The sequence below is a fragment of the Klebsiella sp. 4_1_44FAA genome (assembly GCF_000238715.1).
In the GTDB taxonomy this organism is placed as follows: domain Bacteria; phylum Pseudomonadota; class Gammaproteobacteria; order Enterobacterales; family Enterobacteriaceae; genus Klebsiella; species Klebsiella pneumoniae.
Genome location: NZ_JH414811.1, coordinates 15,536 through 31,459, shown reverse-complemented (window position 1 = coordinate 31,459; position 15,924 = coordinate 15,536). Strand labels below are relative to the sequence as shown.

At 52.5% G+C, this 15,924-nt stretch carries 17 protein-coding genes; all 17 read right to left on the bottom strand.

What is annotated here, in order from left to right:
- Positions 1-60: 60 nt before the first annotated feature.
- From HMPREF1024_RS01455 to traC, 17 genes are read right to left on the bottom strand one after another with little or no spacing between them, the layout of a single operon-like run.
- Positions 61-1,029 carry an IS5 family transposase gene (locus HMPREF1024_RS01455; RefSeq protein ID WP_000654814.1) on the bottom strand — a complete coding sequence of 323 codons (969 nt, stop codon included), beginning with the start codon at positions 1,027-1,029 and terminating at the stop codon, positions 61-63.
- 34 nt (positions 1,030-1,063) lie between these two features.
- Positions 1,064-3,937 (bottom strand): conjugal transfer mating-pair stabilization protein TraG, encoded by a 2,874-nt coding sequence (gene traG / locus HMPREF1024_RS01460; protein WP_009309878.1) that lies wholly within the window; start codon positions 3,935-3,937, stop codon positions 1,064-1,066.
- On the bottom strand, positions 3,937-5,307 hold the full coding sequence (gene traH, locus HMPREF1024_RS01465; protein WP_009309877.1) for a conjugal transfer pilus assembly protein TraH: 1,371 nt from the start codon (positions 5,305-5,307) through the stop codon (positions 3,937-3,939). Before traH ends, traG begins: the two co-directional genes overlap by 1 nt.
- Positions 5,294-5,722 carry a hypothetical protein gene (locus HMPREF1024_RS01470; RefSeq protein ID WP_004152689.1) on the bottom strand — a complete coding sequence of 143 codons (429 nt, stop codon included), beginning with the start codon at positions 5,720-5,722 and terminating at the stop codon, positions 5,294-5,296. The genes traH and HMPREF1024_RS01470 overlap by 14 nt, the downstream gene beginning before the upstream one ends.
- Positions 5,715-6,287, bottom strand: a complete 573-nt coding sequence (gene trbB, locus HMPREF1024_RS01475; protein ID WP_009309876.1) for a type-F conjugative transfer system pilin assembly thiol-disulfide isomerase TrbB — start codon at positions 6,285-6,287, stop codon at positions 5,715-5,717. Before trbB ends, HMPREF1024_RS01470 begins: the two co-directional genes overlap by 8 nt.
- Positions 6,259-6,498 carry a type-F conjugative transfer system pilin chaperone TraQ gene (gene traQ / locus HMPREF1024_RS01480; protein WP_009309875.1) on the bottom strand — a complete coding sequence of 80 codons (240 nt, stop codon included), beginning with the start codon at positions 6,496-6,498 and terminating at the stop codon, positions 6,259-6,261. The genes trbB and traQ overlap by 29 nt, the downstream gene beginning before the upstream one ends.
- 10 nt (positions 6,499-6,508) lie before the next feature.
- On the bottom strand, positions 6,509-7,261 hold the full coding sequence (gene traF, locus HMPREF1024_RS01485; RefSeq protein ID WP_009309874.1) for a type-F conjugative transfer system pilin assembly protein TraF: 753 nt from the start codon (positions 7,259-7,261) through the stop codon (positions 6,509-6,511).
- Between the two features lie 20 nt (positions 7,262-7,281).
- On the bottom strand, positions 7,282-7,608 hold the full coding sequence (locus HMPREF1024_RS01490) for a hypothetical protein (protein ID WP_004194451.1): 327 nt from the start codon (positions 7,606-7,608) through the stop codon (positions 7,282-7,284).
- Between the two features lie 12 nt (positions 7,609-7,620).
- Positions 7,621-7,869 (bottom strand): hypothetical protein, encoded by a 249-nt coding sequence (locus tag HMPREF1024_RS01495; RefSeq protein WP_004152675.1) that lies wholly within the window; start codon positions 7,867-7,869, stop codon positions 7,621-7,623.
- Positions 7,847-8,101 carry a conjugal transfer protein TrbE gene (locus HMPREF1024_RS01500; protein WP_004195500.1) on the bottom strand — a complete coding sequence of 85 codons (255 nt, stop codon included), beginning with the start codon at positions 8,099-8,101 and terminating at the stop codon, positions 7,847-7,849. The genes HMPREF1024_RS01495 and HMPREF1024_RS01500 overlap by 23 nt, the downstream gene beginning before the upstream one ends.
- Positions 8,102-8,132: 31 nt before the next feature.
- Positions 8,133-10,088, bottom strand: coding sequence for a type-F conjugative transfer system mating-pair stabilization protein TraN (traN, locus tag HMPREF1024_RS01505; RefSeq protein ID WP_009309873.1), 1,956 nt, complete (start codon positions 10,086-10,088; stop codon positions 8,133-8,135).
- A gap of 58 nt (positions 10,089-10,146) precedes the next feature.
- A complete protein-coding gene (gene trbC / locus HMPREF1024_RS01510; protein ID WP_004193871.1) occupies positions 10,147-10,785 on the bottom strand; it encodes a type-F conjugative transfer system pilin assembly protein TrbC in 639 nt (212 codons plus the stop codon).
- 12 nt (positions 10,786-10,797) lie between these two features.
- The gene (gene traU / locus HMPREF1024_RS01515; RefSeq protein ID WP_009309872.1) at positions 10,798-11,787 is read right to left on the bottom strand and encodes a conjugal transfer pilus assembly protein TraU; all 990 of its coding nucleotides are present in this window, start codon (positions 11,785-11,787) and stop codon (positions 10,798-10,800) included.
- Positions 11,784-12,173 carry a hypothetical protein gene (locus HMPREF1024_RS01520; protein WP_004194992.1) on the bottom strand — a complete coding sequence of 130 codons (390 nt, stop codon included), beginning with the start codon at positions 12,171-12,173 and terminating at the stop codon, positions 11,784-11,786. Before HMPREF1024_RS01520 ends, traU begins: the two co-directional genes overlap by 4 nt.
- Positions 12,174-12,214: 41 nt before the next feature.
- Positions 12,215-12,841 (bottom strand): type-F conjugative transfer system protein TraW, encoded by a 627-nt coding sequence (gene traW / locus HMPREF1024_RS01525; RefSeq protein WP_009309871.1) that lies wholly within the window; start codon positions 12,839-12,841, stop codon positions 12,215-12,217.
- Positions 12,841-13,230, bottom strand: a complete 390-nt coding sequence (trbI, locus tag HMPREF1024_RS01530; protein WP_004197815.1) for a type-F conjugative transfer system protein TrbI — start codon at positions 13,228-13,230, stop codon at positions 12,841-12,843. The genes traW and trbI overlap by 1 nt, the downstream gene beginning before the upstream one ends.
- Complete coding sequence (traC, locus tag HMPREF1024_RS01535; protein ID WP_009309870.1) at positions 13,230-15,869, bottom strand: type IV secretion system protein TraC; 2,640 nt, start codon at positions 15,867-15,869, stop codon at positions 13,230-13,232. The genes trbI and traC overlap by 1 nt, the downstream gene beginning before the upstream one ends.
- Positions 15,870-15,924: the final 55 nt, after the last annotated feature.

Below are 15,924 nucleotides of genomic sequence, written 5' to 3'. Positions count from 1 at the left end.
TCTCGGCTTTGTTGAATAAATCAGATTTCGGGTAAGTCTCCCCCGTAGCGGGTTGTGTTTTCAGGCAATACGCACGCTTTCAGGCATACCTGCTTTCGTCATTTTGTTCAGCGCTCGTACCAGGGCCATAGCCTCTGCAACCTGACCATCGTAGTCACGCAGTGTCAGTGAACCTCCGAACAGCTGTTTTACCCGGTACATCGCCGTTTCCGCTATCGAGCGACGGTTGTAATCTGTTGTCCATTTCCACCGCGCATTACTCCCGGTCATTCGCTGATTAGCCACTGCACGGTTACGGTCTGCATATTCACCGGGCCAGTAACCCGCACCTTTTCGGGGAGGGATAAGGGCGCTGATTTTCTTACGCCGCAGTTCATCGTGACAGAGCCGGGTGTCGTAAGCGCCGTCTGCCGATGCTGCCCTGATTTTTCTGTGAGTCTGCCGGATAAGACCCGGGAAGGCTTCTGAATCCGTTACGTTGTTCAGCGACAGGTCTGCACAGATGATTTCATGTGTGTTGCTGTCAACGGCCAGATGCAACTTCCGCCAGATACGACGGCGTTCTTTGCCGTGTTTTTTGACTTTCCATTCGCCTTCACCAAAGACCTTCAGCCCGGTGGAATCAATCACCAGATGCGCGATTTCACCTCGGGTGAACGTTTTGAAACTGACATTAACCGACTTTGCGCGCTTGCTGACACTGGTGTAATCCGGGCAGCGCAACGGAACATTTATCAGTGTAAAAATGGAATCAATAAAACCCTGTGCAGCCCGCAGGGTCAGCCTGAACACGCGTTTAATGACCAGAACGGTGGTGATGGCGAGATCAGAATAGCGCTGAGGTCTTCCCCGTGATGAAGGCGTTGCCGACTCATACCAGGCCTGAATGGCTTCATCATCCAGCCAGAAAGTTATGGAGCCACGGTTGATGAGGGCTTTATTGTAGGTGGGCCAGTTGGTGATTTTGAACTTTTGCTTTGCCACGGAACGGTCTGCGTTGTCGGGAAGATACGTGATCTGATCCTTCAACTCAGCAAAAGTTCGATTTATTCAACAAAGCCCCCTATCTCTTTGATTTATCGTTTTCTAATTTTGTTGCCTTATCCAGTAGCTCTTTGGTTGAGTCCGCGCCAGGCAGTCTGGTTTGATGTTCTTTCTTATCATTATAAGAATTTTTGAAATCATTTTCTTTTGTTTTGTGGTCTTTTTCCAGTTCAGCATTCTCTTTTTTCACCTCAACACCTTGCTGTTGTATTTTTTCTCGGGCTTCCTGATGCTGTTGTTTATTCTCTGCAATCATCCCATCCACTTTTTGCCCCACATCATCCTTAATACCCGCCTCTTTGGTCATGGCATCAATACGGCCGGCATTATGTCCGTAGTCCGCCATGACCGAACCATTGTCGCCACCGCCTGACACCCCAGACATATTCTGACCGATGCTTTCGCGACCCTGTTGATACGCACCATCAACCCTGGGTTCAACCTGCTCTTTGACGAATTCACGCGCCAGGGCTTCACGCTGCGCCGCAACTTCAGGAGAACTGGTGTTGGTCAGAATAGTTTCAGCGTCCTGAGGTGCACGATGCTGAACAAAGTTCGCAAACTGCTGAGTGAGATTCTCGCTCATCTGGCCAGTCATGCTCTCTGTACGCGAAGCCATCTCACTGTACTCGTGGCTGCGTGTCCGGCTGCTTGTATACTGGTCATAGCTGTTTTTGGCACTGGAGAGTGACGCGGCAAACTGGTCAACACGCGAACTGGCATTGTTATCGGTGTTATTGCCTGATGTGGTTGTTTTATGGCTGGTAAAGTAATCGGATGCTTCCTTAAAGTCTTTCGCCGCCTGAGTGCTGGTATCATGGCGATTATCTTCAGAATGCCTACCTGATCGTCCAACAGTATCCGTTGACCCCGTACTGGCGGCACCACTGGCTGCCACTTTAACACCACCAAATATACTGCCTCCGGTAACCCAGCTCCCTATTTTCCCAAGAGCTGCATCAGAAGAATCAATTTTAGCACCGCCATACAACTCACCCGATATTGTTCTTTTTCTTGACTCATCCATTAAATTCTGGAAAGACTGCTCATTGCTAATGTTGTTGGCTTTCGCATTAGCAACAACCGCATTCCACATTTTGCTTCTGGCCATCGAATCCTGCGAAGACTCGGTAGTATCGGCCCCGGTCGTTGTTGATGCACTGTTCCCTTTATTGGTGCCAAATTGCTGCAGACTATTCCAGGCACTGGTGACGCTGCTGTTATAACCATGCAGTGCGCTTTCGGCCTGGACATCGGCCTCCCTGGCCATCTGCTGCTGCGCACTGGCTATCTGACGACCGACGTTGATATCCACCGGCAGTTTTGACATGGCGCCACTACTGTCCAGGACCGTTGAACCATCCCGGGTCTGGGTACTCATCCCTCCATTCCCCAGCTGACGCGACATCTGTCCGAAACTGGTTGTGCTGTTCGTTCCCCAGCTGTAGCCGCTGACGTTCTCCATCTGCATGTTGGCAAACGAGTAATTGCCGTCCACCACGCCGGAAGCCGCCTGCGATGTTGCACCAAGCCCGGAAGAAGAAAAATGGCTGTAGGCACTGGAGAAGGCTGCTCCCATGCTCTTCACGATCCCCCACGACAAAGGCGGTATCATCACGGCAATATAGCCCGCGGTGGTCGCAATATCCGAGTTTTTGAGCTGAACCTGCGACAACTCAGAGAGAACAACCGGTACGCCATTTTGCTTCGCATAGTAGGCCATTGCGCTGTTCAGGATGGCGAACAGTAATGGCCACGTCTGCAGCCAGATAAGCGCAAACACATACCCCTTTAGCACCTGCAGCGTCATCATATTAAACATGGCGGCCATCACCATGATCGGGAACATCCCAATCATTATCCCCATGATAACGGTCTGCATCAGCGGAAGTGTGCGAAGCGCCTGGTGCCCCATTGTGGCCTGTGCCAGCCGCTGCTTTTCAAGGGATGATGTGTTAGCGATATTGACCAGACTGGCGGTATCGCCGCTGCGGGCTGCATAACTCTGGATCCCGCTGCGCAGGGCGTTCATCGTGACGTTCTGGCGGATAATCTGCCCGGCGCTCTGTCCTGAGCTGTAGAAGTAATTGTAGCTGTCGCCAATCATCTGGCTGAAAAGCAGATCGGGATTAGGTTTGCCGCCAAACAGCTGACGAACATAGTAGTTCCAGGTTTTACCGCCTGTCTGGGTATCCAGTGCAAGGCGTTGTTTCAGCTCCGTCGCCGCCTCCTGGCAACTGATAAATGTGGTACCAAGATAGTTTTTATCCAAAAAATTATAGCTGTTATTGGGAACCTGGCGCAGTGGACTCGGGTTTGCAAAAATCAGGGTGTACGGGTCAGGTGAATTCAGTAAATCCTCAAAAGAGTACTTATGATTGAGGAAAATGTCGCCCATCACACAGTTTTGTACGTAATCGGAGAACAGCGTCGTAATTTCAGGATTTTGTGATAAAAAATCCGTACTTTTCGCGACCAGATTACTGCCAAATAGCATCCCCGTTTTACTGTACGTGACACTGTCCGGCAGAGAGAAGACCATCTCATAACTCTGGATAAGCGCGTTTCCCACCCGTGTTGTCAGCGACGCCGGAATGGCCAGACCAATTGGAACATTATCGACTTCATAGACCTGCGCAACGTTACTGTAATCGATGATCTGCACAGGGGTGCGAATGACAACCAGCATAGAGACCAGGGTGAGCGAAAAGACCCAGCCAATCAGGTCCATTACGTTGTGTTTTTTTACCCAGCTCCCCGCCACAATGAGTACCGAGATGGCGATACACATCTTTTCTATGGTCGACCATGTGCCGGTCCCCATAAACGCCGCAATCGCGTTCAGGTTGCCCCGTAACCAGTCACCGCCTGCAATGGCATATATCTCAAGCATTACTGATTCCCCCCAAAATGATAGTTATTCTGGTAGCGGGTCATCATGCGGGCAGAGACCTGCTGGCGCATGTAACTCATTTGTCTGTCAACCACAAGCAAGGCGTCCTGCTGGACCTGAACGCGGGACTGGAAAGCGGCAATCTGGACACTCGCCTGGTTGAGGTTTTCCATGATCATATCCATTGTCGACTGGGGATAATTACCGGTTGAGATCATCGCCCGGGCCTGCTGGATAAGTTCCTGAATGTACTGCAGCAGGATGTCGTAGCCGATATAGTCCGTCAGCTGGTAAATAAGTGAGTTAGACACCCCGAGCATCTGCGGATCGACCAGGTATTTGAACACCGGGATGGTGGTGCTGGAGATAAACCCTTTCTCCTGCTCCGTCAATGCGACGTCCTCTACGGCCTTGTTCTGGATACTGCTCAGCAGAGCTGATATCTGATTTTTCAACGCCTTCTTGTCAGAAATCGTCACGCTGGCATCGGCCACCACCTTCAGGCACTTATCCGAATCATTGCAGTGGTAGATTTTCGCCGTGCCGCCCTCCATCATGGCTTTAATCAGATCCTGGTCGGTGGTGCGTGCCGGCAGCGGGGTAATTTCACTGTTCTCACCAAAAATCAGCGTCCCGGTCAGGGTCATGACGAATTCCTTCAGCTCCTTGTTGTCATCAAAGAGCCGGTTTTTGGACAGGGCATTCCACATAATGTTGATATTCTTCATCACACGCTCCTTGTCCTTATCGCTGGCTTTATCCTGCACTTTGTCCATCTGCCCCCCCACCGAACAGCCCTGACGGGAAGCCGCCCAGTCCGAAAAAATGTTGCTCTCGCCGGCAATGTCCTGGCAGACCTTTTGCTGCGCCACCTGGGTCCGTGGAAACAGACCGCCCACAATGCCCTGTGCGGCCTGGCAGGAGCTGAGGTTCATGCTGTTAATGTCGCTCGCCATCTTCTGAAGGAAATCCTTCGCGGTTTTGATCTCCGGAACCGTAGTCTGCAGGGCAAGGTCAAAGAAGTAGCCCGCGGCGTTGGACATAATTTGTTTGGCAAAGCGCTGCAGCTGCTCGCTGTTGATAAAGGAGAACGACCCCAGGTACGCATCGATGCCGCCGCAGCCGGCGTTAATATCCGGCAGGGTCATGCTGACCAGCTGGATCGTTTTCACCTGCGTTCTTGCATACAGCGAACCGCCGGAGGCGTAGCCCGCAGCCTGTCCCTGCCAGACCTGCGGCTGGCTGGTATTGGACGCAAACCCCAGCTTATTGAAGAAGTTATTCATGTCACCGTTAACATCTGCAGCCGCCGTCAATGACACCCCTAGCAACATCCCACAAAGCACCGATAATGGTTTACGGATGAACATCAGGCTCTCCTTCTTTCATTTTATTTTTCCGTCGAAGGTTGCGGTTTAAATATCTCTGGAAGCTTTTTTCAAAGGCATATTCAAACCAAAAAGCTAGTTCGGCAATGAGTACCCCCAGTAAAGCCGTTGCCAGACAACCAATGGAAAGCGAGAAAAGAATAAAGGGAACGAAATACATCAGGACATTCCACTGATTGATGATGTTATTTGCCGACTCCAGTTTTTCCGGCGGGGTTAACAGGTCAGTGAACACATTGAAAAAAGCATGGCTTCCCCACCACAGAAATAATCCGGCAAAACCAAACATAAAAGCGAGACAATAATAAACATCGAATCTCTTTTGCCGGGATAACTTCAGGCGTTTATTTCTTTCCAGTACGGGTATCGAAGAATATATTTTGTTGAGATTATCCATTATTCGGGTTCTCCATCATCTGAAATACCGTATCCACTCTGGCCATAAAGCCCTGCGCATCCGTGGCGCCCTGCAGGATCGGGTACGCAGCCAGCGTGTTTACGTTCACCAGAAACGTGGTCGGTGTAGCCACCGGGATATTGGGGAAAAAGGTCTGCATCACGTCAGGAGGCGCCGGCAGAGACTCCGGAAACGCGTCATCACCCTGTCCGTCAATGGTGTAAGAGAACACGGAGAAGCCATACTGTCCGGCCAGCTGCTTCAGCACCGGGTCAAATTTATGACAGTAGGGACAGTGTCCCTGCATGAACAGCACCACTTTCCAGTCGCGCAGGTCCACCTGCTTTCCGTTGCTGAGTCGTAACCAGCGTGGCTGAGATGCCCCGCTCACCGCCTGGGGAATGTCGCTCTGCGGGAAAGCTGTTTCACTACCGGAGATTCCCCGCGGATCCCAGAGCGACTTCACCTCATCGAGCGTTCCCGCCTGTGCCATCCCGGCCAGAGCAAGGGAAAGAGCCAGCGCCGCCAGCGGCGTCTTAGCGATGTTCTTCAGGCTGCTTTTCACAGGCTTTCTCCTCTTTTTCGGCTTCAGCAATCAGGGCGTTAAGAATGCGGTATCCCCCAAACACCACCATACCCAGCCCGAAGATTTCCCCGGCCTGGACGGCCAGCTCAGGCTGCTTTCTGACAAGCCGGGCTATCAGGTGGAAAAACACGCCCACGGCCAGCACCCACATCCCGGTGATATCTAAATCCGGAAAACGAATATTTCGCATGACACACTCCTTAGAAATTCGGTTTAAAGTCGCTGGAGACATAGAGGAACTGTTTCGCCAGGTCGTCCTGACTGATAAAGCCGTAACTGAGAGGCTTAACCTGGCCACTTTTCGGGTTAACCAGCATCATCGCGGGGAAGAACTTCACGCCAAGCTGCTCTGCCTGGCCCTGGTCCGTCCGGCTGTCGGGCAGCATGGGGTTAATCACTCCGTCAACCGACACCGGTATCACGCTCAGGCCATAGGTTTCGCGAAAATTTTTAATCACCTGGACCAGCTGGCCATCGATCGCTTCCCGGCCCCGGTAGAAGAACATCACGCCGTAGTGCTGTGCGAGGGTGGAGATAGCCTGTCGCTGTTCGGCATAGTCGGCAGCGAGCTGGTTTTTTACCGTGCCGTTGTAGTAGCTGTGCTGCAGGTTGTAATCGAGTTCGGGGTTTTCCAGCATCGCTTTCTTCGCACTCATCGAGAACAAACCTGCCTGCTGCGTCCAGTAGTTCTGCAGCCGGAAATACTTCACGAAGTTTTCAGACGATGGATACAGAATGGCCTCGTACAGCGACCGTTTGGTGGCCGCCTGGAGTGTGGCGAGTTTCTCCAGAATATCCATTTGCGGCGGTGGTGCCGCTGGTGCGGCTGGCTTTTCCTCATCACGGGGCTTCAGTTTCTCGTTGTACCACTGCCAGCCCGCGTCTTTGGCGAAAGCCGGCATCAGGGTGCAGCAAAGGCACCCCACCAGCATGGCGGCATGTATTGTTCGCATGGCAAATACCCTTTTATGAATTATTGCGACTGGCGTGACAGATGTTGATAGACACTGTATTTATCGAGCTGGCGCTGTATCTTTCCTGCATCATCACGGGCTTCAAAGCGGTAACCGCTGCAGTACAGAGGCAGATGATTTATCTGAAGGTCCACCCGCTCCCCGTCCCTGATCACCCACGCGGCCTGAGAAACAGTGTCGCACTGGATCCCCCAGGCCCGGTTGGTTGTCATAAATGCGTTAACCTGCCTGTCCCGCCACAGGCTGTACGACATAATGCTAACCAGGAGAAAGACAAACACCCCGACAAACACCATGACCAGCCCGTATGCTTTTTTCTCTTCCATTGACTCTCCTGGTCACATAATAAGGAATAGCGGCATGCTCAGTACTGAAGATATAAAAGCCTGCCGGTCCGCTGGCAGTTTCTGGAAAGCAGGTGAGTACTGAGCGGCCATCTGAACCAGTTCGGACGAGTTAATCAGGAACCTGTCTGTATGCAGAGAGATATCCGCAAGAACAGCCAGCACCATAACATGATGCTCCTGGGGTAAATTCTCTTCATTCAGAATGTCTATAAATTTCTCAATCGTGATATATCGATTCATCTTTGCTTTTCCTTGCATTTATAACTTTCTCCAGGACTGAGAAAAATAAATAACACACAGACATGGCAAAGCCAGCCATAAGAATAAAGACCACACTTTCGACATAATCACTTCCCGACGTCCCTTTGACTGCATCCCAGGAGAAATAAATCACCGGAGAAATAATGATTACTGTCAGTGTTAATCTCAGGACAAAATCAATGGCAGGCTGTTTGTGAAAATTAATTTTCATGATTATCGGTCTCTTTATTAGGCAGCATGGTTTATTGCGCGGATTGCTGACTCATGATTTCCTTAATTCGTTCTTTGGTTTTATTGGTGAGCACATCGTTTTCCGGTATTTTTTGATTTTTCATCAGGTCGTCCATAAAGTTGGTGAAATCAAGCATGTTAAAGTCGATCCTCTGGAGCTCTTCAACCGTAATCCCCCGACAGTCAGGACTGCTGGCGCCGCCAAAACCGATATGCAGCTGACCGTTTCTTCCCTGCTGCTGAACGATCTGCGCCAGTTTTGAGTCGAACTGGCAATAGCTCCTTTTTTTCTCCAGGCAAATACCCAGAACCTTTTTAGAGCAGAATTCCCCGATACTGACCGTCAGCTTGTCTTTTTTCGCTTTGGCCAGCGCCTTTTCCTCACTGCTGCAGCGTGCCAGCCCCACATCCTGGCCCCAGCCGCTGTCTTTGCAGCAGTTACTGAAGCCTGCAGCAAATTTCTTACAGAACTTCGCTTTTCCGGTGAAGGCCCGGACATCCACCCCGTTCAGTGCCGCGACGTCCTTCCCCGCAGCAGCCAGTGCCGCCAGCTCAGACACCGCCTGCCCAAAGTCGTTGCTCTTCCCGGACGTGGCTTTATCACATTCACCATCAAGGCAGAAGACATCACCGCCGCAGATCATTTGCTTGCCACTCGTCCTGGTTTCGCAGGAATACGTTGCATATTCATGCAGGCACGTGCCTTCCTCGCTGGAGAAGGCGCACTGGCGGGATGACAGAGTACAGGCCGTATTTTTCATCAGGCTTTCACAGGAGCCGTTGTCCGCCGGCTGCGTGAGCCAGGTATCCTTATATTTCCAGCAGGCCTCCGTGAACGAGTAATCCCTGCCTCCGAGGGTGATGGTTCGCGTTCCTCCCGGACTGATACATTCCTCGCCCGTTTTTTTCCCTTCATCCTTACTGAACGGACAGTTTTCAACCCAGACGACTTCAGGTGCATAGACGGTTTCGGTTTCTTCCATCACCAGGGTGACCGTGACCTGTACGGGTTTCTGGCTGGCCGATGATACGGTCCGTGATGTTTTGCTTACTGAAAAGTTCTGCCCAGCAGTGACCGCTTTGTCCACACCAAACGACTGATGAATCTTCCCCTTCCCGTCATAGGTATATTTCGTACAATGCGTGTTCTGACCGCCTGAACACATCGATTCTGAACGTGGCCAGCTGATCACATCAATGGGGAACGTTCGTTCAAAGAGGGTCAGGCTTTCACTCACTGCACTCTTGCAGCTATCCCGCACCTTCCCTTCGGAATCGCATTCTTCAATCCAGGGGATCACCAGAGGCTCACCATCCACCGAGGCATTCAGCAGACGACCGTTGGTCGGGATCGTCAGGTTGCCACTCCATTGCCGGGTATTCCGGGCATAATTCAGCGTCACCACCTGCTGATAGGTTCGGTTAACTTTCTGTGTGGTGGCGTTATCCTTCAGGGTCGCTTCCCGTGTGCAAAAATTTTCCACCTGCAGATCACGTTCGCAGGTATGGTTTGTGAACTCACTGCGGTTCACAACCTGGGCGGTACAGGACTGTCCGGTATCGCCGACAATGCTGTCGGCACGGGATTCTGTATCCTTTGCGGCCTGAATAAACGGTGCATCCTGAGATATCTGATCCGGTGGCCGGTTCGTGAACGACTCAGTAATCGCTTTGCCGGTATCTCCCTGGCTGAACTCCAGGGCTGAATCGCTTTTCAGGGAGCTGTCTCCGCTGGCAGTGACGCCGCCATAGTATTTTGCCTGATCAGGGCTGTCGGTATACCCCGGCAGGTTTTGCTCACCACTGAAATTTTTCAGTGAGTTCAGACCATTGCCCTGCACCTGTTTCGCAAAATCCGAACCAGCTTTATAGTCGCTTCCACTGTCAGCACAGGCGGGGGATGCCAGCCAGATAAAGGCGCTCAGGACAAAAAAATGCGCAGTCAGTACGGAAATAACCGTCTTCATTTTTGCCCTCCCTCATCCCTCACCATTTCCGGTAACGCTATGAAGTACGGTCTGTCTTTCATGGCTGGCTCCCGGCGGCATTCGAGGGCGCATCAAGTATTTGCCGGGCCACCTGTGCGCAGTCACCGGTTTGTGCCACTTTCTCCAGCGCCTGTTTGACGTGAATGTTACCGCGTACCACGTCATATCCGGCCTGACACCGTACCACCAGAGACGGCACACTCCGGATGCTGTACTGCGTATATAGTGTCGGGTCGATCTGCACGCCGTCGGTCACGCCATCCTTCACCAGCTGCAGCACCGCGTCAGTGGTGGTCTTCATGTCGTTATTGACGAGCCCACGCAGTGTCGCCGGAATGCCGTACTGCCGGGTTTCGTGCAGCATCCGCTTCAGCCCCTCTTCAGGTATCGAGAAGGAGACAAAGTACAGCGCCCCTTCTGCCGGCTTTTCCTGATTCGCCGCTTTCTGCTGGCTGACCAGATTATCGATAAACTGGCGGTCTGATTTGGGCAGAGGATTACGGTTGATTTGCGCCTCAAGCTCCTGCTGCAGCTGTTTATCCGGATGCTGGCGCAGCTGTTCGCTGAGGTTCTCCTGCTGCTTCAGCCATTCTCTGTCTGTAACAGAGGAGGTTTCAGCCAACACTGCTCGTCCGGTCAGTAAAAGCATGACCATAAACAGATTCATTAATTTCATGAGAGACTCCTGTCAGAGAAAGACACAATTGCGTTTACGCCACATCAGATAGCCATAGTTCTTACGGGTGTTGGGTGGATTTTTACCGGCCTCCCAGCGCATCACGCTGCGCCCCACGGGATGGCACTGGCCGCTGTCCGGGTACATGTTCACCATCTGATAGCGCCAGCGCTCTTTGGGGATGATCGGAGACGGATACTCATAGCAGACCGCCTTGTCCTTCCCGATGCTCTCCATAATTTGTCCCTGCCGGTGAAGCTTGTACGCCATGCGCTCGCTGACAAGTAACGAGGACTGCAGCGGACTGGACTCGTTGCTTACCCAGCCGCTAAACGGGTACATCGAACCCTGAGAGCCGGCACACCAGAACAGAATATCGAGTGGCATATGAAACGCGCTGGCCATAGCGTCAGCCGCGCACGCCCCCTGTGCGATGGGGTTGGCAAACAGGATGGCTTCCGGATTCAGAATGGTGGTGAGGCTGCTGTCCACCCAGGTCGGGTCAATCTCGGACAGATAGGCTATATCCATGTCTCCGCCTTCCAGACAGCCTGCGGAGGTGATGATGTTCAGCCAGTAGGTCAGCGGGTACTTGTACCAGTGAACGTGATAAAAAGCGCCGTTCACCTGCTTATCGTCCTTTCTCGCGGTCCCCATACCGGTCTTGCCGAGATTGATACTGAAGCCCCCCAGATTGACCATACAGCCAGGCGAACGGCTGACGTCCGTCATGGCCATCGGCTCCCAGTACCCGATGGCCAGGCCGGGGCGAACAAAAATCGGTGGCGGCGCCGGACACAGCTGCAGGGGACTACCCGGATTGCTGGTATCAGGTAGATCGCCTTTACCAACCTGCACGCTGCCGAGTGATAAAGGAAATATGCAGCGCCAGCACACATCGGTGATCGGGTTGACGAATCGACCTTCACACGACGGATCTGCATGTACCTGAGGGACTAACGAAAAAAACAGGAGGATAAACAAAAATGATATTTTTCTCATTGATTATCCCTTCCCCTGTATTTTTCCCAGATGTTGTTTACACCATCGATTATTTCTTTCTGCTTTTTTAAATCCTGTCCCTTAGCGAAATCCTTCAGCACGTTGGAAATAAACTCCAGTCTGTAAACCTTCCGCCAGAACGAGTCCTCATCATGTGGTTTTAAAAGAAAAAGCTCATCCAAATCCTTTTCCATATCGCTGATGAGATGACTTGCTTTGCCTTCAACATACCGACAATACCGACTATTCTGTAATTCATAATCGTCAATTTTTTCTTTCAGAAGCCTTTCACATTCACGTCGGTGGTTAATTTCTTTATTTTGTCGAACCACCGTAAGCCACTGAACAACAATTAATGCTGCGAGAGTAATCTCAGTAATAGTCATATAATCACCTGACAAATAATCGTAATTCGGAATCGTACGGGTCAACGGACGGGAAACACCTCAATATTCAGCCGTTCACCGGATGGCGCCGGCGTGATCCGCGCCGGGACCGCCGTCAGGCCAAATCGCTTGCTCAGTACGCCGTTCTGGTCGAAATAGATCCGGCTGTCCAGCGCTGCGGAGGTGTCCGGGATACTGCCACGCACCAGGATAATTTTGCTCATCAGGGTTTCCGGCACCTGACGCTTCATCCAGGCCAGCTGGTCGGCATCGTCTCCATTGATGAAGTACAGGGTCTGGACAAACGGTACGGTTTTAAGCGGGTTCACCACATCGCCCTTGCGGGCAAACACCCGCCCCTCATTGTCCTTCAGGTCTTCGGTCAGGCGGATGCTGGGATCAAACCAGCGCTGCTCGTATTTCTCCGCACGCTTAATGCCCTCCACCGGTGCCGGGCGCTGACTGTTCTCGATAACCCGCTGCTTAAACGCATCCATCGTCTGGTCCCACTGGCCAGAGGATTGCAGTGACTGCAGACGCTGCGTGATGAGCTGCAGCATGTCCTGCTCCCGGACGGGCCATAAATCCCCCCAGGTACCGAGATCAGCCGCCTGAGTCAGCGGCGATACCAGGCAGGCGGCGAGCAGACAGTCTTTCAGTCGTATCATTACTGTTCTCCTTTCATCCGGCGGGCAATGTCGTGCTGGATGTTGCGGGTCACATCGGGCGCGCCCTGAACCACGGCAGGTGAAACCAGAATGACCACATGATGCTGCTGCTGATACTCCGCCAGACTCTTCTCCAGCGCGTCGTTAAACCGGTCAGAGAGCGCTTTTGACTGCGCTTCTGTCAGCTGCTTCTGACTGACACTGTCCATAAAGCTGTCGAGCGTCTTCTTCATATCAAAAGCCACCACCCGCGGTGTGGAGTACTCCAGAACCACGCGTGAGAGAAACGCGCTGGTTGCCAGGGCGAAAAGCACGAGAGCAACGATGACAGGTATCCGGCGAAAGGTATGAGAGTTCGTACTGACCGGCTGTTCGGTGTTGTTTTTCATCACTGTTTATCCTCCATGTCATTCACCGGTATTCGGGATTCAAGCTCTGCCATTTCGTCTTTAAAGTTGCGACACGCGAGGCCGTACACCGCATCGTGGATATCGACCCCCTCCTGCCGGCGAGCTTTCATGTACTCAAAATCCGGGCCTTTTGAGGAGTACATCGCCCGGCTGAGCGGGTCGACGAACAGGCGGTGCCAGGAGCAGTTCGCTTCCACCTGCAGCATAAAAGAGCTGAACCACTGCTCTTTGGCCGAACCGAAGCCGTTAATCATGTCTTTCTCCAGCTTGCTGAACTGATCCGGGTACAGCTGGTTATACTTGGCAAATTCCTTCGCTGACTGTTTCAGAATGGCCTTGTATGACGAGTTCCCCCAGGCAGCGCGTGCAGCGCTCGATGCGGTCGGGGAATCGAAGTCCACGATATTTTGCGTGATGGTGATGTATGCGCCGGTATGTCGACGCGCGGTACGGTAGCCTTTCTCGATGAACTGACCCACTTTTTCATTCTTGAAATCAAGGAGCTTCCAGCCTTCATCGATGACGTTCAGTTTTTTCAGGCCACGCGGTGACTGATACATCCTGTTCTCGATGTAAATAATCAATGAGAACATCACAGCGATAAGCAGAGATGGCCGCGACTCCAGGCCACCGAGCTCCAGTACCACCATCCGGGCATCATCGTGGAGTGTTGGTGTATCTGAGTTGAAATAGTCCCCGTAGATCCCATTTACCGTGTACTGATCGAGCAGGATTATCATCTCGTCCAGACGGCCCCGGATTGTTGGGGAATCAGCATATTCATCGCTGTCCTTCGCGTCCTGTAAAAACTGCACTACGTCATCAACGCGTGCATGATTACGCTTGCTTAACCAGGCCGCCTGCACTGCCTGCAGAAGCAGGCCTTCATGGACTTCATCGAGGTTGCCGTTCGGACTGGCCATGACAGACATCTGATCGCGTATACGTTCTGCTGACATGTCGAAGTGAGCATCATCCAGCACGTTGGCGAACGGGTTAAACTTGAGGGTATCGCCATCGAGGTATACGCCCCCCATGTTTTCACACAGGGACTTATAGCCATCGCCCATGTCGAACACCCAGGCAAACCCGCCGGAGTCGAGCACACTGCGAATGAGGGGCTGAATCAGACCGGTTTTACCCGCCCCGGACGTCCCGCAGACTGCCATGTTGAAATTGGTATTGTTCATTCCCTCGTAGAACAGGTCGATGAACGCCAGCTGATTTCGGTAGGTGGGCGCCAGGAGTCCCGCCGGCGCCAGCGGGCTGTCAGCGACGATCGGCAGGAGGTTAGCCACCTGGAACGTCTCCGCCCGCTTCACCACGCCTGCCGCCTGCAGCTCTTTAAACAGGCCCTCACCACACTTGAACGGCATCATGGCCAGAAAGTTACGCAGGTGATGGTAGCGGGCCGGGATCAGCTGGAAACCGCCTTTACGGTAGCTGTTGAGCACCTGCTGTTCAGCGGCGAGAGAGGCCTCTGTGCTGTCTGCGGTGTACGTGGTGATATTAAAGAAGTAGGACACCAGGGAGGTCTGGTTGGTCGCCAGTCGCTGGCGGATATCGCCCCACTCCTGCATTTCTTTTATCACGTTCGGAAAAAACTTCGCGTAGGAGGTTTTGCTTTTCTTCTCCACGTCCATGAATTTCATGTTGGCTTCATTCTGGGTCTTCACCTGGTCCTCCACCATCAGCGTCAGCGTGATGACAAAGGGGCAGGAGATGGAGAGCTCCGGGTTAAGCAGGTTGGCGTAGTTATCCGCGGAGGTCCAGAGGAAGGCCATTTCCGGATCACTCTCCAGATGGTAGCTCGTCACCCGGGTTACGCACTCTTTCCCGTCGCGCCCCAGGCGGCCAATTTTCAGATGACCGGCGGTGACCTGCATATCAAAGCTGTCATCGACACACTGATAGTTCAGATCCTGATAGGGGTCCAGCTTATACGGTACGCGGTACATCTCGTGCGGGTCCGGGTTTATCAGCTCGCGCATCAGTTCGACCAGCCCGGCAGCATCAAGGATACGCGTCGGAATATAGGCACCGCCCAGTGACGCCCGCAGGATTTTAATCTGGTTCTCCATCTCCACAATTTGCGTGGTGGAGTTTTTCTTCCGGGGCACGCAGCAGGAGATGTACACGCGGTAGTTACGCAGCGTCAGGGGTAAATCCAGTGCAGGAGGCAGGGGGAACTTCGTCTCCGCTGCCCGGAGATAGTAGGCCTGGGTGATGGCGTTAAACTTCTTAGCCTGTTTACCGCTCCAGCGGAATTCACGCAGACCGTAGTCGATATCATTGCCGACCAGTTTGCTGGAGACCAGATGAAAACTGACCGGGACGCCCCGGGGAAGTTTGCTGCGCAGTAAATGCTCCAGTGTGGCGACGATACTTTTATCCGCACCGGGTAAAGGACGCGCCTCAAACATAAAACCGATGGTTTTGTTATTAATAAACAGCCCGGTCGCGGAATCATAATCCTTATAGGGCAAAATACGGCTGAACTGGGGGAAATTCATGCTGCCCAGCGTGTCATTGGCTTTCGCGGATTCGTCGGGCAGCTTCAGTGCTGATACCAGTGAATTCACAGTCTGGGTGACGGCATCGATGATGTTATTACTCATGCAGGCGTTCCTTTAAGAGCATTTCAAAATAACAAGGGTAATAAATGGCAAGAAG